Raw genomic sequence first — 21,781 nt, forward strand, 5'->3', positions numbered from 1 at the left:
AAATGCGACATCGGAATGTGCTGATCGAGAACAACATAATATACAATGGTCATATCCACGGCATCTCGGTCCATGGTTCGGACAATATATCTGTTCGAAAAAATACATTAATCCATGTACCAGGAGGGCATTCAGTTCCAACCATCAACATTTCACCGGATTCAACATCCGTGGTGATCGAACAAAATGCGACAGCACCGATTATAGGGTATGAAGGGCAGCGCAATTGGGTAGTGCTTAATAACGCAATCATTCAGGATCAAAGCCCGTCGAAAGGCGGCTATTATGATAGCGAGTTCATCTATTATGCAGTTGGTCGCCAGAACGGATACAATGAATACGGGGTGCGCCCCGGAGGGGTGGTCGATCAGCTGCAAGCTGGGTCGACATTGGTGGAAATATATCCCTCACGCAGGTAAGATATGGCAGCGGAAGTGTTGACATCCGGCTTGGCGTTGGCAGGCCATGAGGTCAAATCGGTGCATAGGCGAACATCTGGATGTATGCGGCTCAGCCAGCGCAATCACAAGAGAGCGAAGATTTAGATGACTACGCTTCTAGCAGCAAAAGCCAAAGCCGAGGTGACAAAGCCGCTTGTGCTGGGGCTTTTGATATTTTCCTTTGCAATGCCATTCTTCTTTTTTCTGGGCGGGTTGAAGCTCAATGGGTACCGAACGGTTTTGCTCATCTTCATGTTCCCGGCTGTTTTGGGCTGGCTTAGTGGCCGGGCAGGAAAAATCAGGGGAATCGATTTTCTGGTCATCGGCTTTGCGTTTTGGGCAGCGCTTTCGCTTGCCGTGAACCATGGTTTTGGGAATCTGTGGGAATTTATCGGGATGTTCATGATCGAAACTCTCGCCCCTTATTTCATAGCCCGGACATATATACGCAGTCTTGGAGCATTCAGGTATTTCGTGAAATGCTTCTTTGTTCTTATGCTGATCCTTCTGCCATTTGCCATGTTCGAGGCCAGCACGGGCAAAGCACCGCTGCTGGATATCTTCGGAAAGGTCCTGAATGTGTATCCTTGGCAGGGGTGGAAATTTCCGCCGCGGTTGGGCTTCATGCGAGCTCAGACAACAATGCCGCACCCGATTCTGTTCGGGGTATTTTGTGCACCGGCTTTTGCGCTGACTTGGTATGTCCTTGGGTGGGGAAAATCGCTCTATTCAAAGGCTGGGCTTACATCCATCGTCGCGGGCGTTGTTTTCTTTTCGCTTTCATCAGGTGCCTTCCTGAATGTTATCATACAGGTGATGCTGATGGCTTGGAATCGGTTCTTTCAATTCCTCAAGAGCAAATGGAAAGTTTTGATCATCGGCTTTAGCGTACTGTTTTTTCTGGGCGAAGTAGCGTCCAGCCGAACCATGTTTCAGATTTTTGCCACACACTTTACATTGTCACCCGGAACAGCATGGATGCGAATTCACATCTTTAACAATGTTTCGGACGATATCCTGAGAAATCCGATTTTTGGGATCGGTTTGTCTGAATGGACCCGTCCAGCCTGGATGTGGACGCTGAGCAGTGTCGATAATTTCTGGCTAGTGATCGCCTTGCGGCACGGGCTTCCAGGGTTGTTCCTGCTGGTTGGTGCAGTGGCTATCCTTTTCTTCCGGGTTGGGGGCAAGCAACTCAGTGGGGCGACGGCGGATGCCCGTCTGGGATATCTGATCTCATTGTTCGGTCTGATCATGTCAGCCGTTACGGTGCATTTGTGGGATGCCACGTTCTGTTTCTTGATGTTCTTTCTTGGGGCAGGGGTCTGGTTTCTGGATGCAGATGACGGGTCCGGTCAGGATGGGGACCAGGCCCAGGCCGAGGAAGGAGGGCGAAAGATGCGGTATACCCGGTTCCCCAAGGCCCTGCCCGGAGAACTGTCTATCGGGCGGGTTGCACGCACCCGCTAGCCGGTCGTCGTCCAGCGCCGTCTGGCCATTCCCAATGCACGCCGAAGGCGGCGTAAGGGCGCTACCCTGCCAGACAGGACCGCTTGTATCTGGTGATCGCTCATATCCTCACGCAAGGATGTTCGGGGGCGCAGGAAAGCGTTCTTTTGCCAGGTTCCGCCATCGCTTGACCAGGCGGCCGTGTATCCGGCCGTGCGCAGGGCGCGCAGAACACGAGCATCATACCGTCCAAAGGGGATGCCTGCCTCGGTCACCGGGCAGCCGCATATCATTTCCAACTGCGCGCGGGATTCGCTGAGTTCTCGGATCAGAGCAGCGTCATCCAGTGTCGGCCAGGCAAGATGGTCAATTCCATGGCTGCCGATTGTCATATCCGCATTCTGCAAGCGACGCAGATGGTCTGCATCCAGTGATCCGGCCTGTCCGATCCGTCCGGTCAGGACAAAGAACCGTGCCCGAAGCCCCCGGGCCGACAGCGCTGGCAGGGCGATGTCATGATCCGAAAGATTGCTGTCATCGAAGGTGATGGTGAACCGGTTCGGATCGGGGTCTGCGGCGATCCGGTCCAGAACCCGTTCGAATTGCTCGACCGAAAGCCAATAGGGGGCCTCGCCCGGTTCCAGAGGGCGTTTCGGTGTTCCGATGCCGTGAAAGTTGATACCGATGGGCTTTGTCATGAGCGCAGTTTCTTCAGGCGGGCGTGAATGGTTTCGGCGATGCTGATCAGGGCAGAGCTTGCGCCGGCAGGGCGGAACTCGTACGGGCCCGCTGCGCGCAGCTCTGTGCCGCCCGTGCGCAGCTTGTAACGTGTGACGGAAGGGTTGGCTTCAGGATCTATCCCGCCCAGGTCGAAATACTTCAGGCCCAGGTCGCGACAGCGCAGCATGGAATGCCACATCAGATAATGCCCGGCATTCAGGCGCCGCCCGGTGTCCAGAGTGGCCCCGAACAGATAGACGGCATTGGACCCAGCCCGTCCCAGCGTCATCGCGGCAATGTCGGCCCCGTCCTTGCGGGCAAACAGAACCTCATGAGCAAAGTCAGCCCCCTCAAGGCCATAATAGAATTCTGGCGGGATATCCGGCCGAAAGCCTTTGGCTGTCTGAACCTCGGTATACATCGGATGAAACCGGTCGGCTGCCTGTGCAATCGGCACGATATCCAGATCAAGACCGGCTTTCAGCGCATTGCGCAGGGGGTTGCGCCATTTTCCGTGCAGGGCACGCATCAGTGTGTCTTCGTCCTGGGTACAATCCACGACCACGGTTCGATAGGTCGGGGATCGATCGGTGGGCAAAAACGCTTCGCTACGGGCCAGCTGATCCAACAATGCAACATCATGCCAGGGTGTGGCCGGAAACCGCAGGCGCAGGATATGCCCGCTCTCCTGAGCATACGTACGCAGTGCGGCCAGCACGGCACGCAGTGTCGCAGCGTCGGGATCAGGCCGATCGACATGCTGCACCAGCGGTCCGGCGGCAAGCCATGCAATGCCACGCCGCAGGCCGGGAACATGTTTGATGCGCAGACATGCGGCGGCAACAGGCTGCCCGTCCGGGGTGGTGAGCATCAGGAACTGTACGTCTGCCCCGATCCGGCGGGCCGCCGCGCGGGCATAGGTCAGGCTGTGTTCAAGGGTCAGGTCGCGGAACGACGCGCTGAGGGCGGGCCACTTTTCTTCAGGCAGAACCCGTGCAGAGAGCTGATATGCGATCATATCCGCCTCATATTCTTGTTTTGATCCAGCTGGACCACAGCGATTTGTTTTTCAACGGGATCACGGCCCTCAGCCGGGGTGCAACCCGCCCGAACCAGAGCCTGTAATAGACCAGGTGCAACACACGCGCCCAACCAAGGCAGAGTTTCAGCAAGACAGGGGATATTCCTGATCGCCTTGAGACGATCAGGCGATGAGTGGGCACCGATTCACCGCCATAGACCAGCTTGTAACCATATGCGCCAACCCCGGCTTCGATCCGCGTCACGCCTGCGGCGATCAGCTGTTCGATCATCTGAACCAAGCCGATTTTCCCAAGGCTGAGGCGTTCCAGTTCCGGGTCGGTCGATCTGGCGGGCAACCGCCAATGGCAGGTCTGCCCCTTGACCAGGCAGAATTGGGTGGCAAGGGGGCCGTCCTGGCCCTGCTGTTCGACAAACCAGGTTTCCTGCCCCTGCTGGGTGGCGTCTGCCAGATCGCAGTAGAAGGCGGCGCTGCCAGGCCAATCCACGAAATGGCCTCCTTTTCCAACCTCCTGCCATTGCCGGTTGTGGAAGTCGACGAAATCCCCGAATTGATGCGCATCAGGATGGACCATCCGTGTTGTCAGGCCGTGGTCATTCTGTAGGTGTTTCAGATCCCGCCGATACTGACCCCGCCGTTTCTTGGACAGGTTGGCAAGATAGCCCTCAAACGTATCGGGCAGATCAAAAACCGTATGGGTGCCAGCCGGCGTGTCGGTCAGCGCCAGCCCCGGTGCCACCCCATTGCGGATGGCTGCCAGCATGGTGCCGTGTTCCGAGGCGGGGGTGAAACTGACCAGATGCGCCCGGCCATCGTCGAGAAGGCCGTTCAGGGCCTCGGCGCAGCTGTTCTTTAGCGCGGTTTCCGTGGCGGCCAGTTGGAAAATCACCGTGTTGGGATCGGTTGCGGCCAATTTGGCGATACGGATCCTCACAGGCCCCAGCCAAACCGGATAGATCATGAACGGCAGCAAAGCGACCAGCTGCCCCTGGGCGTCATATGCCACAAGGGTCCGGAGCGTTTTACCGCGCCCGAAATGAGCCCACCAGGTCAGGACCCAGACCGGAGCGGCATAGATGTCCGCGCCGGTCTGTCGGGCCAGTGCGGCCCACGCATCGGTCATGCGTTCAAGGCCCGTGACCCCATCAACCCATTTGAATGTCAGCCGGACGTCTGTGTCGGTCACTCTGTCGGCTCCTGGCTGGTCAGGTGATAGCGCAGCGAGGCCCGGGCCAGACGCCGCCGCGCGGCAGCTTCTTCCCGCCGATTTGCGACCGACATGACAAAGCGCAATACGGATGACCCCACAAACACCATCCGGCCGCGGAACAGGCCCCAAAGGCCATAATGTTTGCGCAGATAGATCATCTTGCTTTTCTGCATCTGTACGTACATCCGCGAGCGGATCTGGGCGGTGCTTTTGCCGCCTCCCTCAAGGTGCAGGATGCGCGCTTCGGGGGTGAACACGCATTTCCAGCCTGCATCGCGGATGCGACGGCACCAGTCGGCCTCTTCCGAGTAGACGAAGAATGCCTCGTCCAGAAGGCCCACGGCCTCGAAGACACGACGGGGCACAAGCATGAACATGCCCGAGACGACGTCGACCTCGCGTTGCGAACGCCGATCCCAGTCTCCGTACTCGGCGCGGGCCAGAAGCGGATTGCGCCGAGACAGGCGGTGCAGCCCAAACTCGATCAGCGCCAGGTTTCCCGGACCCGGGTCGGCAAAACAGGTGCGCTGAATGGTGGTTTCATCTTCCAGGACCTGACATCCAGCGCAGCCGACATCCGGGTGCTGATCCAGCCAGTCCAGCATGGTATCGATCGCACCATCCAGAATGATGGTATCGGGATTGAGCAACAGCAGATTGTCACCCCGTGCGATTTCCAGACCCTGATTGTTGGCGGCGGCAAATCCCCGGTTCGCGTCATTGGCGATCAAGCGAACATCAGGGAATTCGTCACGGACAAGATCGACGGATCCGTCGCTTGATGCATTGTCGACGACGATGACCTCATGCGGCTTCCGGGTCTGCCGGGAAATGGATATCAGGCAGTCCCGAAGAATGTCCCGGGTATTCCAGTTCACGATGACAATGGAAACAGCGCATTCGCTCTGCGTGCCGTGTGACGGTGAAGTCATGAAACCCTGTTCTCGTTACTCACTTACATTTTCAAATTGTTTAGCCATTGTTCTGATCTATGAATACACTCAACGTCATTAAGCGACGGCTGTTGTTAAATAGTAGCTGTGAAATTCAGAGCGAATAAACCGGTATATTGAGGTATTAGTTTGGCTGTGCAGGAACTTGAAGGGCAAGATAGTGTTGCGATTGAATGCACTGAAACCCTGACCGCAGACCGGAATGCCGAATGGATGACGTTTCTGAATGCGGCCCGGCATCAGCATCCGCGGCAATCTCCGTTGTTTACGAATTCGGAACAAAGGTTGAATCGCAAGGTGATTTATGCCTCGGCGCGCCGGGATGGGGCGCTTGTGGGTGTCGCTCTGATCTCGCTTGAACCGCACCCGTATCTGCCCGGCGCCTGGGCCCGGGCCCACTGCCTGAGCGGCCCGGTTTGCGACGATGCCGCCGACATGGTGACGTTTCTGGACGGCCTGTGCCGACAGCCGGGGTTTTCAAGGGTCGGCAGCCTGACTGTCACCCCGTTCTGGACCGAAGAAGAGGCCGACACACTGGATGCCGCGCTGTCTTGTGCGGGTTGGCGCGTGGCTGAAGAAGATCAGTTTCGTGAAACCGGATGGGTCGACATATCGGTCACGAGCGAAGAGATCATGGCGGCGTTTTCCAAAAGCGCCCGTCGCGAGGTCAGACGCGCCGAACGGCAGGGCGTGACGTTCCGAAGCGCGCAGACCCCGGAAGAGTTCCGCATTTTTCTCGAGAGCATGAACCGGTTGCGCGTTTCGCGCAGGCTGCCCGAGCTGAGCTTTCCCGCCTATGAGGCGATGTTTGAAGATGTATTGCGGCCCGATGAGATTGGCACCGTGATCATGGCCTGGCAGCAAGAGGCCTTTCTTGCCGGGCTTTTGGTGTATCGCAGCAGGGACATTGTGCACGGCCGGCATTTCACCACCGAGCCGGATCATCTGCGGGCGGCGGGCAATCTGCGTATCGCCCCGGCCTTGTGGTTGGAGGCCATGAGATGGGCCAAGGGCAAGGGCTGTAGCACCTTGGATGTCGAGGGCTATCACGTACCGGTTTCGGGCGAGAAGAAGTTCAACATTCACAAGTACAAGTCAGAGTTCAATCCGCGCGTCGTGCAGCGGATTTCAGCACGTGAAAAGGTGTTGAACCGGTCTGTGTACCTGACGGGAAATGCGCGTGATCTGATCCGGGGGCAGTTGAAAAAGCTCAAGAGGGCAGCGGCGGGTTAGGTCCCTGAACGATTGGTAAGGCGAAGTATGAATCTGGCCAAGAAAGGCAAATTGCAACTGATCCGGGGGGCCGCGCGACGTGGGCCGGTTGTTCTTGTCCGGCAGCTTTGGCTGGCCCTGATGGACAGCTTTGTGCGCAAACGCCATCTGGTATTCCGGCTTGGTGCGACCAGTTGCGCTGCCCACTCACAAGCCGGGCAGGACGTGCAACAGGTGCGGGAAATTCGATCACGCGAAGACCTTACCAGTGACGAACTGGCCAGCCTGACGGACCCTGAGGCGGCGCATGACTGGGGAATGCTGGAATGGCTGGACGCCGGGTGGCAGCTTTGGGTGCTGACGGAAGAGGGGCGCATCCAGGCGGTGGCCTGGGTTAGGGATGCCGCGCATAGCCGCGATTTCTTTGTGCCCCTCACCGACACGGAAGAGCTGTTCTGGCATGTTTATGTCCTGCCAGAATACCGCGGCAGAAATTTGCAGGGCCGGCTTTGGGACACGATTGTTGCCAACAAAATATCCGCGGGAATCGACGGGTTTTATACCAATTGCCGGGATTACAATTTACCTTCCAGGCTCAATATCCTGAAAACGGGGTTTTCACCGGTTGGGCACTGCAATGAATACCGCCTGACACATCATCGGACTTGGCGGCAGTACTGAAATGCGAGGGTGGCATGAGCAGCGACACACATGAGACCGCGCTTTATTGCGGCGACCCGCCCATGCAGTTTGCCAATCTGTTTCGCCGGGACCCGGCAGGCGGATATACGGCCCTGTTTCGGAAACGCCCGGTTTTCTGGAGTTTCAATACCCGCGTGGCGATCCGGGCGGCCTGTGATCTTTTGGCCTTGCAGCCCGGGGACGAGGTTTTGGTGCCAGCCTATAATTGCGGCTCAGAGGTTGACCCGCTGATCGACGCGGGTCTTTCGGTCCGGCTGTATCCTGTCTCGGACGATTTACTGGCTGATCCGGATCGCATTGCACCGCTTATCACGGAGCGCACGCGGGCGATTTACGTGACGCATTACTTCGGCGTGATCCAACCCTCACTGACCGGGCTGCGGGCGCTGTGTGACCGGCACGGGTTGCGGTTGATCGAAGATTGCGCGCTGAGCCTGCTGAGTGGTCAGACCCCCGCCGAAGGCCGGGTGGGTGACGTTTCGGTCTTCTGTTTTTACAAGTTTGTTCCGGTTTTGGGCGGCGGCGCCTTGGTGATCAACGCGCCGGATCTGCATGCTGAGCATCCGTTTACACGCCCGCCCCCCCGCAAGATGGTCACCAAAATGCTGCTGCGGGCCGGGCTGGGCAATGTGCTTGGTACAGCGCGCCTGAAAGGGCTGGTGCAGGCGTTGCGGGGCGGCGAACAAATCCCCGTGGGCATGTGTCCTGAGAGAGAACTGGAAGATATTCCAAGCCATTACTACTTTGATCCGGCTCTGCGCAACACCCGCATGAGCGCGTTTGCGGCCCGCCCCTTGCGGGCGTTTTCCGTATCCGAGGCCATCGCAACGCGCCGGGCAAACTGGGAAAGGTACCGTGAACTTCTGGCTGATGTCGCGGGTGTGCGCATGCTTGTGCCCGAGCTGACGGTCGACACCTGCCCGCTGAACATGCCGGTGTTGGTGGAGGAGCGCGACCGTGTCGTGCAGGCTTTGCAACACGGCGGGATCGGGGCAACACCTTGGTGGGCGGGATTCAACCGTAATCTCGACTGGACCGGACAGGCCGAAGCGATGGCGCTTAAAAATGACGCCGTGTCACTGCCGCTACATCAGTATCTTTCCGAGGCGCATGTCGATTACATCGTCTCGGAGCTGAAAGAGGCGCTTGCAACCTGATCTATAGGAAAACCCGCCCGAGACGGGCGATACCCTAATGTCCCGTAATAAACTTGGATCTGATTTTCGCCGCCATACCCAGTACTAGGCTCTCGAACCCTTTTGGCTTCCCGGCAAGGCGCCAGAGCAGCAGATGTGTGCCAACATAGACAAAAACGCCGACCAGAACTTTGACCGAGAACCGGATACGCAGCAGCGGCAGGTCTTCCGCTGTCTCGTAAGCCCATCCCACTGCGTCGCCACTGCCATAGGCGCTGCTGACAAATAGAACGGCAAGCAACATGGCAAAGGTCGACGCAAATGTACGCCAGGCCATCAGGATCGGCGCCAGAAGCCCGCCGGTTCCGAAATCTTTGGCCATGATCAGCGCTAGACCGATCGCAAACAGGCTGGCGGCTCCGGAGCCGAGGATCGCGCCGGTAAAGCCGTAGTTCGATCCCAGCACCGTCAGCGCAGTTGTGGCGATCAGCAGGATCGTGTTGCGGAGAAACAGGCGCTTTGTAGAGCCTTCGACGTAGCTTGCAGACCGAACATTGGCCTGCAATGTCTCGATCGCTTTCAAAGGGGCAAGCACCCAGATGACCTGTGCAGCGGCCAGCCACTGATAACCGGCCACGACAACGATCAGGTGATTGGCAACCAGAGCCATGCCGACACTGGCTGGAACGATGATCCCTAAGAGGATGGCGTTGGCCCGTTCGAAGGCTTCCCGGCTGGAGCCTTGGGTCCGGGTTGTATTGGCAAGGCTTGGGTAAACGACCCGTTCCAACGGGCCGATGATCTGGCTGGTGAACAGGACCACAAGGCGATAGCCGACCCTGAAAATCCCTGCATCGGCCAGACCCAGCATGCTTCCGATGACAATCTGGGGCATGTTGTTGATCAGAAACTGAGTGATCTGGGCCCCCAGTGACCATGATGACACATCAATGCAGTCATGCCAGCATCGGAGCGTTAACCTGGGCCGCATCGGGGCAACGGAAAAGCTCCAGATGACCCGGATGACCTGAGTGATGACGCTGGCGACCACGATGGCCCAATAATCACGCCAGATCCATGTGAGGCTAATGGCCATCAATGTATATGCAATTCGGCTGGTCGTTTCTTCGCCTGCGATGAAACCGAACCGGAGATCTCTTTCCAAAAGTGGGAAGCGTGTGCTCTTGATGGAACTTGCGATAGCGATGAAGCAGAGCGCGGGGATAAGCGATTTCAGTTCCGCAAGCCCGAAAAATGTCATCAGAGGGGCGCTGGCCCAGATCAGGAGTGCCGAAAAGATGCCCAACAGCACCTGCATCGTGAATACGGTGTTCAGGTGATCGTCGGTGATTTCGGGCTGGCGGATCAGAATCATGGAAACGGCCCGCTGGACGATTTCCAGAAACGCGGCCGCGATTATGAAATAGGCAATGATCCCGAAATCCGTCGGCGTTAGAAGACGGGCCGTCACAACCAATGTCAAAACGCCCAGAAACTGGCTGAAAACGCCCGATGCAAACAATGTTGCGGCCCCCCTGGTAAGGGTCGTGCTGTGATCGGGTGTGCCCGGGGCGATCGTCACGCCTGGTTCAACTGGAGGCTTCAAAAGACTTGCCTTTCCATACTCGGAACAAAAAACTTAACAACGTACCAATGTTTCTAATCTGGCTACCCTCAACGTCGCTTCAAAAAACCCGCACTTGCTGTTCTAGGAATTTAGTCGGCTGGCTGCTAGTCAAACCTGTAAGTATATTTTTGTGTTGAAATCGCATGTTTTTCCAGTTTCAGAGAGATACACCATGTTTCAATCAGTACCGTCGCGGCGAGTCGGCGCAGAATATTACATAGCAAAATGAAGTTTCGCCTCAGTGTCTCAGATTGGATTCTGACTGCGCAAGGGTAACAAGTAGAAGAGCCCGGTGTTTTCTGGACCCGGCACCTGTTTTCAAGATGGTATAACGGTATGAAGATTGCGATTTTTGGTCTGGGGTATGTGGGGTTCACGGCAGCATGCTGTCTGACCCGTGAGGGGCATGAGGTGATCGGCGTCGATGTGAATGCCGACAAGGTCTCGGAAATCAATGCCGGGCAGCCTCCGATCAAGGAGCCCAAGGTGGCCGAGTTGCTGACCGAAGCGTTGGGCAAGAACCTGATCCGCGCCACGGTTGAAATTCCAGACCTGTCGAATGTGGATTTGGCCATCGTTTGCGTCGGCACGCCCAGTTCCACTGACGGGTCGCACAACATGAATTTCGTGGCCGAGGTGACGCGGCAGATTGCCAAGGCCGTTTCGCCCGACCGCGCGCGACCGCTGACCGTAGCGTACCGATCCACCTTCCGGCCGGGCACGGTGCGGCAGCTGATCGAGCCGATCTTTCACAGCTATCTGGGCGATCGGACGGGTCAGGCGGTCGAGATCGTCTATAACCCGGAATTCCTGCGCGAGGCTTCGGCGGTGGATGATTTCTTCAACCCGCCCAAGATCGTTGTCGGCACGGTCGATGGCAATCGCTCGGCGGTGATGGACGAAATGCACGAAGGGTTGGATGCGCCGGTGTTCTACACCGCGTTCGAAGAGGCCGAGATCACCAAATTCGTCGATAATACCTGGCACGCCACCAAGGTGGCCTTTGCCAATGAGGTCGGCCGCATCTGTCACAGCATGGGCGTGTCCGCCAAAACCATGCACGAGATTTTCGTCTCGGACACCAAGCTGAACATCTCGGCCTATTACACCCGTCCGGGGGGCGCGTTCGGGGGGTCCTGCCTGCCCAAGGATGTGCGTGCGTTGCAACATATCGCCGGTGAGGTGGGGGCGCATACGCATCTGATCGACAGCCTGCTGCATACCAATCAGGCGCATAAAACCTATCAGGCGCAGGATATCATGGCGCGGCTGCCCGAAGGGGGCCGGGTGCTGATGGCGGGGCTGGCCTTCAAGGCCGGAACCGATGATCTGCGCGAAAGCCCAAATGTCGATATCGCCCGGCGGCTGTTGCAGGCGGGCTATCAGCTGTCGGTCTATGATCCTGCGATCAAACCGGCCGATCTGCGGGGGCAGAACCTTGGTTATGCCTTTACCCACCTGCCCAACGTGGGCAGCCTGCTGGTGGACCGCGCCACGGCCGAGGCCGGGCCCTGGGATCTGGTGGTCGGCTCGAACCGGATCGTGAATGATCTGAACCTGGGTGATGCAGAGGTGGTAAGAACCTATGAATATGACTAGCCCTGTGCCCGCCGTTCAGCCGATTTCGTTCGAAGAGCTGCGCCAGAGCCAGCCCCTGAAGGGCCTCAAGGTTCTGATCGTGGTGGAAAACCTGCCTGTCCCCTTTGACCGCCGCGTCTGGATGGAGGCGCGCACGCTGGCCGCGGCCGGCGCGTTGGTCTCGGTCATCTGCCCCACCGGCAAGGGGCACGAGGAACGCGTCTGGGAAGATGAAGGCATCAAGGTTTATCGCCATCCGCTGCCTTTGGATGCCAGCGGTGCGCTGGGGTATCTGCTGGAATATGGCGCGGCGCTGTTCTGGGAAAGCTGGCTGGCACTGAAGATCAAGTTTACCCGCGGTTTTCACGTCATCCATGGCTGCAACCCGCCCGATCTGATCTTTCTGGTGGCGCTGCCCTTCAAGCTGTTTGGCGTGCGCTATCTGTTCGACCACCACGACATCAACCCCGAGCTTTACGAGGCCAAGTTCGACAAGCGCGGCTTTTTCTGGAAGCTGATGAAGACGTTCGAGCGGCTGACCTTCGCCTCGGCCCGGGTGTCGATTGCCACCAATGAAAGCTATCGCAAGATCGCCATCGAACGCGGCGGCATGGCGCCCGAGGATGTGTTCATCGTCCGCTCGGGTCCGGACCTGAGCCGGTTGCAGCACCTGCCGCCAAACCTGGACTGGCGCAATGGGCGCAAATATATGGTCGGCTATGTCGGTGTCATGGGCGATCAGGAAGGCATCGATCTGCTGCTGGAATCCGTGGCGCATCTGGTGCAGGTTCAGGGGCGCGACGACATTCAGTTCTGCCTTGTGGGCGGCGGCCCCAGCCTGGACAAGCTACAGGCACAATCGGCTGAGATGGGTCTATCGGACTATGTCACCTTCACCGGCCGTGCGCCGGATCAGGATCTGTTCGAAATCCTGTCGACCGCCGATGTCTGCGTGAACCCGGATCGGGTGAACGAGATGAACAACAAATCCACCATGAACAAGATCCTTGAATACATGGCCTTCGAAAAACCCATCGTTCAGTTCGACGTGACTGAAGGGCGGTTCTCGGCGCAGGAGGCCTCGCTTTACGCCAAGGCCAACGATCCGGTGGATATGGCCGACAAGATCACCGACTTGCTGGCCGATGACGAACGTCGTGCCGCCATGGGCCGCTATGGCCGTGCCCGGGTCGAGGCCGAGATGGCCTGGCCGCATCAGGTGCCCGCGCTGATCGCGGCGTATCAGCGGATCTGGAAGGGGTAATCGGCCAGAGTGCTACTTTGCTACTTGTTTTGTTCCTGCCTGCCTTGATGTTTTCTTGCGGTACCTCAGCCTAATTATTGGCTATTCAATAAAATGTTAGGACAGCGCAGAACAAGGTGAAGGGCTCAGTGTGCGGTCAAACCGGTGGCTATTGGGAAACGGTCCTTTGATACAAAACCCATGGGGCAGTCGTCGCAACTATCTCGAAACCACGGGTCTGCTTGGGAGGCGTTTTTTTTGAGCAGACAACGATTGTATCGACTTCGGTATTCCGCAACAGGCTCAGAGCCGATGACACTGTATGATCAGCACTTAAAGCAATGCTGTGTACCATGTCATTTACATGGCTTAGCGGCCCAATGATGCGCAGCGGTTGTTGGGTCGGGTTGGCGAAGGTTGGGACAGCCGTGCCGCTGAATATCATGAGAAATGACAGAGGCTTGCAGTTGGGCTTGAAAACCCACGAGTCTTTTGCGTCTTCCACATAAGCCCCTGCGCCAAGGCTGCGCGTGTCGTAACGATTCAATGCCTCAAGATAAGAGGAGTAAATTTTGCCATCCTGATACCACCCGACGGTCAACATCAGATTACGCAGCAGAAACAGTCCGGCAATCGCTGCAACTGCTGACCGTTGAGATGACTGCCTCACATTAGAGTTCAGCGATAAGCTGGCGGCCAGAAGGGCCAGCATTAAAAGCGGGATACGTTCACTCAGATGTCCGACGCCGAACAGGTTCGGAGGAGTTATCAGGATCAGCAAACCGCACAGCGCCACGGCAAGCTTCATACGCCAGTCGATCCGCCACCTCCCGATGATGAGGCCACCGATCAGCACGCCCCATAACAGGATGCCAAAGCCCCAGTCGAAAGTGCGCCATGTGGATTCGGTCACGCGCAGGAAACCGTCAACTCTCAGATACGCTTCGGTGCTCAGGCGTGCCCATAGTGTTCCTTGCTCGGCATGGGTTAGAAGATTTGATACAGGTGTGGCGACGCCACCGCTTGCGGTTTTCGTTTGCAGAAAGACCACAGTCGGCGCGATGGCGATCGATACAAGTCTTGCGGCTTTACGCAACAAAACCGGTAGCCCGGGATAGCCTGATCGGAACGCAAGCGACAGCTCGACCATACTCAGCAGCAGCCCCCACAGCGCAAAGGCCAAGCCGTGAATAAAGAAAAGAAGCAGCCCCAGACATGCTGTGACGGCCAGTTGCCGTATAGGCCGGTCCTGTGTCGCAATCCAGAAGCCGATTGCGCCCAGCAGAACCCCCAACCCAAGCAGGAAATTCGAAAAACCCCAGATCAGGATATGGTTATACGCCACCAAACCGGCCAGAAATACGGTCAGTGCCGAGAGTTGGCCGTGCAAAACACGTGACAGGTACAAAATTCCCGCGAACGGGGCCGCAATGATCAGGCCAGCGATCAGCTTGGCACCCAAAAGCGGGGGCAGCACTTTCATGATGCCTGTGCCCAGAATATCCAGGCCGAGATTGGGCAGCAGTTGCCAGGCCGCCTCATAGTTCTGTTGCAGCATGGCCGAGTCCGGAAGATTGGCCAGAATGTAATAGCGCGCGATATGAGCGTAGAAATCCGTCAGTGGCAGAACGGGTGTCACACACAAGGGGATGAGGCTGGCAAGCAGAGTCAGTGCCAGAACTGGTCGCAGAGAACGGCTTTGAGGTGTCGTAATCATTTCTGCCGCAGGTACTTTTCTAACCATATACTAGAAACTAAAAACTGATCCATCAGGTACCAATAGCACATCATTGTGCAATCTATTTTTCTTATCGCGACCACTCAAAATCCAACTACGATAACTTGGCATCAAAGGCTTAGAAGCCTGAGCGCCGAATTTCTTCCTCAAAACGGTACAAAACGCGGCAGGCGGTTCAGGCTTGGCTCCATGAAACGTTGCAACCTTGCATCCGCATCCGCTTCGGTTTCACCGGGCAGGATGGGGGTCACAAACCGGACCAGAGCGCCATCGGTGCGCCCCATGGTGAAGCCGTCCTGAATGACGCTCATCTTGGCGCGGAAATCATTGACCATACGCTTGCCGCGCTGCTCGAACCAGTAATAGACCAGCTGTTTTGACAGCTCTTTCTGAATCACGGCGCGGTTGACCGTAAAGCTGCCATAAGGCGTGTTGCCCGGGTTGATCTCATAAGGTTCAAGGCTGAAGATTTCCCAGCCGCCCACCGGCAGGCACACTTCGGGCGAATGGATGCCGTCGCCGTCGGTCTGCTTGTCGTAAAAGGCCACGAACATGTTCACGAAGTCGCCCGATCCGGTGTTGATATAGGTGGCATTGAGGTAATCGCTGGCACCCAGAACCTGTTCAACCTGTGGATCCAACGTGGTGGGCGACCCGGACCAAGGGCCAAGCTGTCGTGGATATAGGACAAACGGGTCACGTTCCACAGGTTGCACTTCGGAAGCGGGCCGCAGGGTCCAGGCGGTTGAAATCGCAAGCGTCAGAAGGGTCGCAACCGCCAGCGCCACCGATGCGCGAATGCCAAAGATACGCAAGGCAACAGAACCCAGCCCCTGGGTATCCAGATCAATGGTCTCGGCAAAGGGTTGCGGATTCGGCGCTAGGCGCTGCAAGCCGATGGCCATCAGGAACAGAATGGCGACGCAGAGCAGGAAGATGATCCAGCCTTCAAAGAAATGCATGAAGCCTTCAGCCTGCTCGATGCCGTGCTGGTTGACCAGCACGCCAATCACGCCGATGCGGATCGAGTTCATCAGCACGGTCAGAGGGGCCGCCGAAACCAGCAAAACCACCTTGTGCCAGATCGGGCCACGGTAAAGCAGGGCAAAGAGATACGAGAAGCTCAGGATCGGGAACAGATAGCGCAGCCCGGAACAGGCCTCGGCCACCTGCAGTTTGTAGACCCCCAGATCGATGATGTTGCCTTCGATGAAAACCGAAACACCGGCCATCTGCACGAACCAGACGCCCAGCTCGGACGAAATCCATTGCAGGAAGATCGTGAGCTTCCAATAGACGAACTGCGGCAGCGGCAGCATGAACACCAGATGCAGCACGGGAAGCTGGTGGTATTTGCCCCGCTGCCAGCCGAACACGGTCAGCATGACGCCGCCCACCCAGATGATCATGGCATAGGTGACGATATCGGGAATACGGGCCAGGTTGCCCAGAATGGCGATGATCAGGGCCACGGCAATCACCGCCACCCCCGGCCAGCGGTCATGCACAACCGGGTTGGGGGGCGGCATATCCCGCAATTCACGCAGGAACAGATACAGCGAGATGATCGGGATCAGCGGGCCATGGCTGTATTCGGGGGTGCTCCAGGCGGCGCCCAGAGACACGATCCCGATCCAGAAGACGGGTACCGATCCAAGCAGCAGCAGGACAAACCAGAACAGCCCGACGGTGTTCATGACCGGCAAGCCTCTTCTGGCCGCTTCAAGGATATTACTGCGGCTGTTTTTCGAATCGAGGTGATGCATCACGGTCCATCATGCACAATAAGGTGCGGTCTGAAATTATGACGGCTCAAGCTCCCGCTATTTTGATCCGTTTTCGGGACATTGGGCGCGGGATGTCCTGATTGTCGATATCGTGAACCGGATGAATGAACGTCAGGGTTTGAGAGAAAAGCGCCGGCCCAACGTCAGAAAGACCGAGTTTGAAGTTGCCTTAAAGCCGTTCTGATCGTCCATTTCATATTGGTACCCCACGTTTACGGCCCAGTCTTTCGTGACCGCCCGTGTATAGGACGCACTGAACGTACCGCGCTGGCGCGGGTTGGGTTGACCGGTTCCCTCGTCTTCCTGGTCGATGTAATCGATACTGAAAGACAGCCCCGATACCGGGTTGATGAAATAGTCATATGTCAGAAACACCAGTGTTTCACGTGTTTCTATGCTCTGCGTACTGGTGCCGACCCGGCGTTGCACCGTTGCCCCGATCCGGGAACTGGCCAGCTGATAGCTGTAGTCGAGCTGCCCGATCGGTGTGACTTCGTCGAATGGTCCTCTGGTCAGGCCCACGTTGAAGCTCAACACGCCGTTGGCGCGCTGAAAACTGCGGCCGGCCGTTGCGTTTATCCGTGACCCATTAACCCCGAATGTCTGGTCAATCTGAAAATCCGCCGAGCCGTCTGGCAGGGTTTTGCTCCATGCGAAATCCCAGACGAAATCCTCGGTTACGGTGTTGGTATTGGTTGTGCGCTGCGTGTCATCCACCTGACTGTAACCGATATTCGCACTGACGGTGGTGACAGGGGATACGTCATAGGTCCCGCCAACTGTCACAACCGTTGTTTGCTCATCGGTTCGCACGTTGTCTTCTGCAGAGAAATCAGTGTAGCCGAGACGCAAGTTGGCCTGAAAAACCGGTGACACCCGCAATGTCGTGATCGCCGTGTAATCGCTTGACTTGTTGTCGAACAGGTTCGGATCGATTGTGTTTGTATAAGTGCGTTCGCGATAGCTGTAGATGAACCGGAAACCGAGCGGATCGTTCAGCCCGGTTTCCCAGTCCAGATCCCCGCGCGTGTTGACCTGATCCCCGATGGTTCCGGTCACATCGGCGGCATCAATTCTGCCATCCAGATTGGTGTCGGTCAGTGAACGGTTAAAGGCCAGGTCCTGCTCGCGGTACTCCAGCAGCAGACCAAGCTGGCTGTTCAGGCGCGATCGCTGGTACGACAGGCGGGCAGACGGGTCCGCAAAACTGGAATCCGTCCCGATAATCGGCTCATTGGCGATCCGGTACAGTCCGGAAAGGTCAAGAGCCAATCTCGAATCCGAGGTCTGCTTCAGAATTCCCAGGGCCAGCGTATTCTCCCACCAGGTCGTGGACCCAAGCGAAGGATCGGTCAGGCGAAGATTGCTGTCATGTCTGAGCGACGAGAGATAATCCAGGGTCACACTCAGGCCGGTCCCGGTCCCAATCTGCTGACCGGTCGGCAGGCCGACCCTTCGGGCCGGGTTTCGCTGTGCCCGTTGTGCGATCAGTTGCTGGCTGGGTGTTTGCTGCACAACCGTCGGTGCGACGGTTGTCTGCTGCACGGATGTTTGCTGTGTCGAGGTTTGTGTTTGCTGCGCAGTCGTTTGCTGTGTCGAGGCCTGCTGCCCGACAGCTGGTGTAAACGAACTTATGACAGCGATCCCGCCCCCCAGAATGGTGGACAGCCTGCTCCTGGATTTCCCCACCTGTATCAGCCCCTATTCGAACAAGCGGCGTGCTGGTACGACAACAACGTCTCCGGGTCTAAGCACTGTATTGCCTTGGATGCCACCGCCCGAGCCTTTGTAGTTATAGGTGTATTTTCTCATCACGCCTGTTTTACTGTCAGCCCGGCGCAATTCGATGCGCTTGCGAGCCGCGAAATTGGTCAGGCCACCGGCCTGAGCCAAAACCTGGAGAATTGTTGTGCCTTCGGTTGCCAGATGCTTGCCGGGCACATTGACCTCACCCATGATGAAAACATCGATGGTTGGTCCGGATGCGGCCTGTCCGCCCAGAAGCGGCGGCGGAGCCAGCGACGCCACTGAAATAAAGACTGTCGGCGGCGTATTGAAATTCGAGGCCAACGCCGATGAGAGCGACGCGCTTAATCCGCTGGTCGACTGACCGGCCGCACGGATCGAGCCGGCAAGCGGAAAGTTGATGGACCCGTCCGGCAGAACCAGAATGGTCCGATTCAGGGTGGGGTCTTCGAGAACTTCAACCTGCAGCGCATCACCCGGTTGGATTTGATAGGATTGCGCCCATGATGCGGTGGCCACGATCATGGTAATGACAAGTGCGGTCAAGGACCCGATGACTGTACGCATATTCAAATCTCTCACTTTTTCCTACTTATGCCTTCCCACAAGCTGCAAAACAATCAGCAGGGAGTCTGATACATACAAGATGCGGCAGAAATGCAGCGGCGTCATTAGCTCTGCGTTAGTGGCTGTTGGTGGGTACAGCGTTCAGCTGTTCAATCTCAGCCTCTACCAATGACGCGACTTCCGTAGAAGCCCCGCTGAAAGCCCTGGCTTTATGGAGAAGACGCAGTGCATCTTCGTTCCGTTCCAAAGCCGCATATGTTTTCCCCAGATGATATAGTACCAGGGGATGCTCAGGGAACGCCGCTGCCGCAGGTTCAAGGTAGGCGACCGCCTCTTCATAATTTCCCACCCGGTAGGCGACCCAGCCATATGTTTCTTGAAAGACCGGTTCCTGTGTGCCGCGCAAACGTTGCGCCAAAACTTGCGCGCGCCGCAGGCTCTCCTCATCGTTACGATGTGTTGTCAGCAGGCTTGCAAGATTGTTGGCTACAATCAGAGAGCGATTGGTGATCGGATAGAGCTTTTCGTATGTAGCGATTGCCTGGTCCAGATCCCCGCTGCGTTCGTACTCCGTCGCCTGCAGCATGAGCAAGGCCGGGTTTTCAGGCAGATTGGTCAATGCCTCGGTCAGAATTTCCCTAGCCTGATCGGGCGCGTTCCGTTCCGTTGCCAATCCGTGCAACGCAATCCATGCCCGCGTCGTAGTCGGATATTCCTCAAGAATGACACGGTAGAGCTGCTCAGCCTCACCGCGGTCGCCTTCACTGATCAACGCGCGGGCTTTGATCAGGCGGATTGGCAAAGAATCCGGGTCTTCTGCAAGCAACTGGTCAAGATGGGCGAAGGCTTCGGCCGTCTGCCCCTTTGTAAGCATCAGGCGAACAAGCGCGATATCGGCGGGCAGGCCAAATTCGGGATCATCCGCCAGCTCGTTCAGGAAAGAGGTCAGCTCTTGTGTGCGTTGCTGTGCGGCCAGCATGTGCGCCCTGAGCTCATTCGCGGAGCGCCGTGTTCCCGGGCTGTCCAGATCCCTGATGGCATGAAGGACGGTTTCCAGGCGGTCCCAATCCTGCATGCTCAGATATACTTCTCCCAACAAAAGCAGAAGCTCGGAATGTTCCGGAGTCTGGCGCAGGGCTTGGGCCAAAACACGTTCGGCGATCACCAGATCACCTTCCGCGATCAGAAATCGGACATAGCGCAGCGTTTCGTCCGGTGCGTTCCCCGAAATTTCCGTCGCCAGCGCCAGCATCTCGCCCATCAGTTCTCTGTCTCCGTTGCGCTCATGCGCCTGGGCCATCAGGGTCATCAATTGCGGGTCACGGGGCGCCTGACCGAGCGCTTCGCGCAAAAGCACAATCGCATCGCCGGTCTTGTCCTCGTCAATCAGCCAGGACGCCTTGAACTTGAGAGCGCTGACCTGGGCTGCATCCTCGGACAGGACTTTTTCAACCAAAGCGCGGGCTTCATCGGGCTGGCCGGCCTGGAACAGCATGAGGGCAAATTCTGCCTCACTAGCGCGGGTCTGTATGTTTCTTTCCGCGCCTTCCAGCAGTGTCTGCATCTCGGCGATCGCGGCTTGTTCATCACCCGATCGGAATTTCAGCGCTGCACGCACCGTCTTGAATTGGAACGTGTTCGGGCCGTTCTGAGCGATGATCGTATCCAGCTCGGCAATTGCCGCTGCAGAGTCGCGGTTATCGTTCAGAAAGGCGATCAACCGCTGTGTCGGCATGTGATCTTCAGCGAGCGGATCCACCTCGGCCCGCAGCATCTGTTCTGCCGCATCCAGATTCCCCTGATCGATATAATGTTCCACAAGCAACTGCTCGACGCCCTCATCGTCAGGGAATGTCACGGCCATCTGCCGAAGAAACGCCTCGATTTCTGCGGGCATATCCAGTTCCTGAAGCGCGCGGAGCCGGATTCCATAAAGGCTTTCTTCCATTGGATCGGTGGCTATGGCCACCTCTGTTTCCTGCAGAACACCCGGCCAGTCCTCATCGCGGATCAGATGGTCAATTACGATCTGGCGCGCGGTCATCAGTTCCGGATGGCTTTTGATCATCTCGCGGGCTCTATGGACGGCGACGTCCACACTTGCGAAATCCCCATCCCTGACCGCGTCGGTATAAGCCAGCATATTATTGATGGATTTGATTTCGATATCATCCGGAGCCAGAGCACTTGCCAATGCGCCGTGACGCCTGACATCTTCCCAATTCCCCACTTCCAGAGCCATCTCGGCAAGGCTCCGATGGCCCTCAAGGTTGTCTGGGTACTGTTCTATCAGCCGCAGATACTGACCATATGCAACCGGGATGTTGCCGCGCTCGCGCTCCACCCTGGCAAAGGTCAGTCGCGCTTCTTTATGCTGGCCGTTGAGGTTGAAAACATTTCTGAACTCAACAAGTGCGCGCTCTACATCACCGGCTTCCAGATGGGCCAGCCCGGCCTGGAAATGCGCTTCGGCCCGCTCCTCGGCCGAGTCGCACGCGCTCAGCAGGAGCGTCGCCGCAAAAAGAGCTGCGATCAGCCGTGCGCCAATAGGAGGTACGATCCAGTTCATTGCTGTTCTCCTGCAAAACTTAAGGAAAAAGCATACAACCAATCAACCTGTTCGGCTGCATG

16 protein-coding genes and 1 pseudogene are annotated in these 21,781 nt (G+C 57.2%); 7 read left to right on the top strand and 10 right to left on the bottom strand.

Annotated elements, in window-relative coordinates; genetic code table 11:
* Together GS612_RS19260 and GS612_RS19265 are read left to right on the top strand one after the other, a co-directional pair.
* Positions 1-419: pseudogene (locus tag GS612_RS19260) on the top strand (hypothetical protein); the annotation flags it as partial.
* A gap of 126 nt (positions 420-545) precedes the next feature.
* A complete protein-coding gene (locus GS612_RS19265; protein ID WP_171642496.1) occupies positions 546-1,910 on the top strand; it encodes an O-antigen ligase in 1,365 nt (454 codons plus the stop codon).
* On the opposite strand, the gene GS612_RS19270 is transcribed toward GS612_RS19265, so the two are convergent.
* The 4 genes from GS612_RS19270 to GS612_RS19285 are packed head-to-tail and all read right to left on the bottom strand — an operon-like array spanning position 1,907 to position 5,793.
* On the bottom strand, positions 1,907-2,587 hold the full coding sequence (locus GS612_RS19270) for a polysaccharide deacetylase family protein (protein WP_171642498.1): 681 nt from the start codon (positions 2,585-2,587) through the stop codon (positions 1,907-1,909). The two genes, GS612_RS19265 and GS612_RS19270, sit on opposite strands and share 4 nt — an antisense overlap.
* Positions 2,584-3,627 (bottom strand): GNAT family N-acetyltransferase, encoded by a 1,044-nt coding sequence (locus GS612_RS19275; protein ID WP_171642500.1) that lies wholly within the window; start codon positions 3,625-3,627, stop codon positions 2,584-2,586. Before GS612_RS19275 ends, GS612_RS19270 begins: the two co-directional genes overlap by 4 nt.
* 7 nt (positions 3,628-3,634) lie before the next feature.
* Positions 3,635-4,837: a GNAT family N-acetyltransferase gene (locus GS612_RS20755; RefSeq protein ID WP_171642502.1), complete on the bottom strand. Its 1,203-nt coding sequence runs from the start codon at positions 4,835-4,837 to the stop codon at positions 3,635-3,637.
* Positions 4,834-5,793 carry a glycosyltransferase family 2 protein gene (locus tag GS612_RS19285; RefSeq protein WP_171642504.1) on the bottom strand — a complete coding sequence of 320 codons (960 nt, stop codon included), beginning with the start codon at positions 5,791-5,793 and terminating at the stop codon, positions 4,834-4,836. The genes GS612_RS20755 and GS612_RS19285 overlap by 4 nt, the downstream gene beginning before the upstream one ends.
* A gap of 234 nt (positions 5,794-6,027) precedes the next feature.
* On the opposite strand from GS612_RS19285, the gene GS612_RS19290 reads away from it, so the two are divergent.
* Genes GS612_RS19290 through GS612_RS19300 form a run of 3 tightly spaced genes read left to right on the top strand, consistent with a single transcriptional unit; the run spans position 6,028 to position 8,885 of the window.
* Positions 6,028-7,047 (top strand): GNAT family N-acetyltransferase, encoded by a 1,020-nt coding sequence (locus tag GS612_RS19290; protein ID WP_171233838.1) that lies wholly within the window; start codon positions 6,028-6,030, stop codon positions 7,045-7,047.
* Positions 7,048-7,074: 27 nt separating this feature from the next.
* Positions 7,075-7,707, top strand: coding sequence for a hypothetical protein (locus GS612_RS19295; RefSeq protein WP_171642506.1), 633 nt, complete (start codon positions 7,075-7,077; stop codon positions 7,705-7,707).
* Between the two features lie 14 nt (positions 7,708-7,721).
* Entirely contained in the window at positions 7,722-8,885 is a 1,164-nt protein-coding gene (locus GS612_RS19300; RefSeq protein WP_171642508.1) for a DegT/DnrJ/EryC1/StrS family aminotransferase, read from the top strand.
* Positions 8,886-8,919: 34 nt separating this feature from the next.
* On the opposite strand, the gene GS612_RS19305 is transcribed toward GS612_RS19300, so the two are convergent.
* Positions 8,920-10,446 (bottom strand): oligosaccharide flippase family protein, encoded by a 1,527-nt coding sequence (locus tag GS612_RS19305; protein ID WP_171642510.1) that lies wholly within the window; start codon positions 10,444-10,446, stop codon positions 8,920-8,922.
* 381 nt (positions 10,447-10,827) lie between these two features.
* On the opposite strand from GS612_RS19305, the gene GS612_RS19310 reads away from it, so the two are divergent.
* Together GS612_RS19310 and GS612_RS19315 are read left to right on the top strand one after the other, a co-directional pair.
* Positions 10,828-12,090, top strand: coding sequence for a nucleotide sugar dehydrogenase (locus GS612_RS19310; protein WP_171642512.1), 1,263 nt, complete (start codon positions 10,828-10,830; stop codon positions 12,088-12,090).
* Positions 12,077-13,333, top strand: a complete 1,257-nt coding sequence (locus GS612_RS19315; RefSeq protein ID WP_253286228.1) for a glycosyltransferase family 4 protein — start codon at positions 12,077-12,079, stop codon at positions 13,331-13,333. The genes GS612_RS19310 and GS612_RS19315 overlap by 14 nt, the downstream gene beginning before the upstream one ends.
* A 148-nt stretch (positions 13,334-13,481) precedes the next feature.
* Here GS612_RS19315 and GS612_RS19320 read toward each other — a convergent pair whose 3' ends face one another.
* From GS612_RS19320 to GS612_RS19340, 5 genes are all read right to left on the bottom strand, one after another.
* The gene (locus GS612_RS19320) at positions 13,482-15,029 is read right to left on the bottom strand and encodes a hypothetical protein (RefSeq protein ID WP_216603656.1); all 1,548 of its coding nucleotides are present in this window, start codon (positions 15,027-15,029) and stop codon (positions 13,482-13,484) included.
* A 167-nt stretch (positions 15,030-15,196) separates the two neighbouring features.
* Positions 15,197-16,747 (bottom strand): VPLPA-CTERM-specific exosortase XrtD, encoded by a 1,551-nt coding sequence (gene xrtD / locus GS612_RS19325; RefSeq protein WP_253286229.1) that lies wholly within the window; start codon positions 16,745-16,747, stop codon positions 15,197-15,199.
* A gap of 201 nt (positions 16,748-16,948) precedes the next feature.
* Positions 16,949-18,382, bottom strand: coding sequence for a hypothetical protein (locus GS612_RS19330; RefSeq protein ID WP_171642518.1), 1,434 nt, complete (start codon positions 18,380-18,382; stop codon positions 16,949-16,951).
* 156 nt (positions 18,383-18,538) lie between these two features.
* Complete coding sequence (locus GS612_RS19335) at positions 18,539-19,150, bottom strand: polysaccharide biosynthesis/export family protein (RefSeq protein WP_170346999.1); 612 nt, start codon at positions 19,148-19,150, stop codon at positions 18,539-18,541.
* Positions 19,151-19,265: 115 nt separating this feature from the next.
* The gene (locus tag GS612_RS19340) at positions 19,266-21,719 is read right to left on the bottom strand and encodes a tetratricopeptide repeat protein (RefSeq protein ID WP_171642520.1); all 2,454 of its coding nucleotides are present in this window, start codon (positions 21,717-21,719) and stop codon (positions 19,266-19,268) included.
* Between the last annotated feature and the right edge of the window lie 62 nt (positions 21,720-21,781).

The organism is Ruegeria sp. HKCCD6157 (assembly GCF_013110685.1).
Classification (GTDB): Bacteria; Pseudomonadota; Alphaproteobacteria; order Rhodobacterales; family Rhodobacteraceae; genus Ruegeria.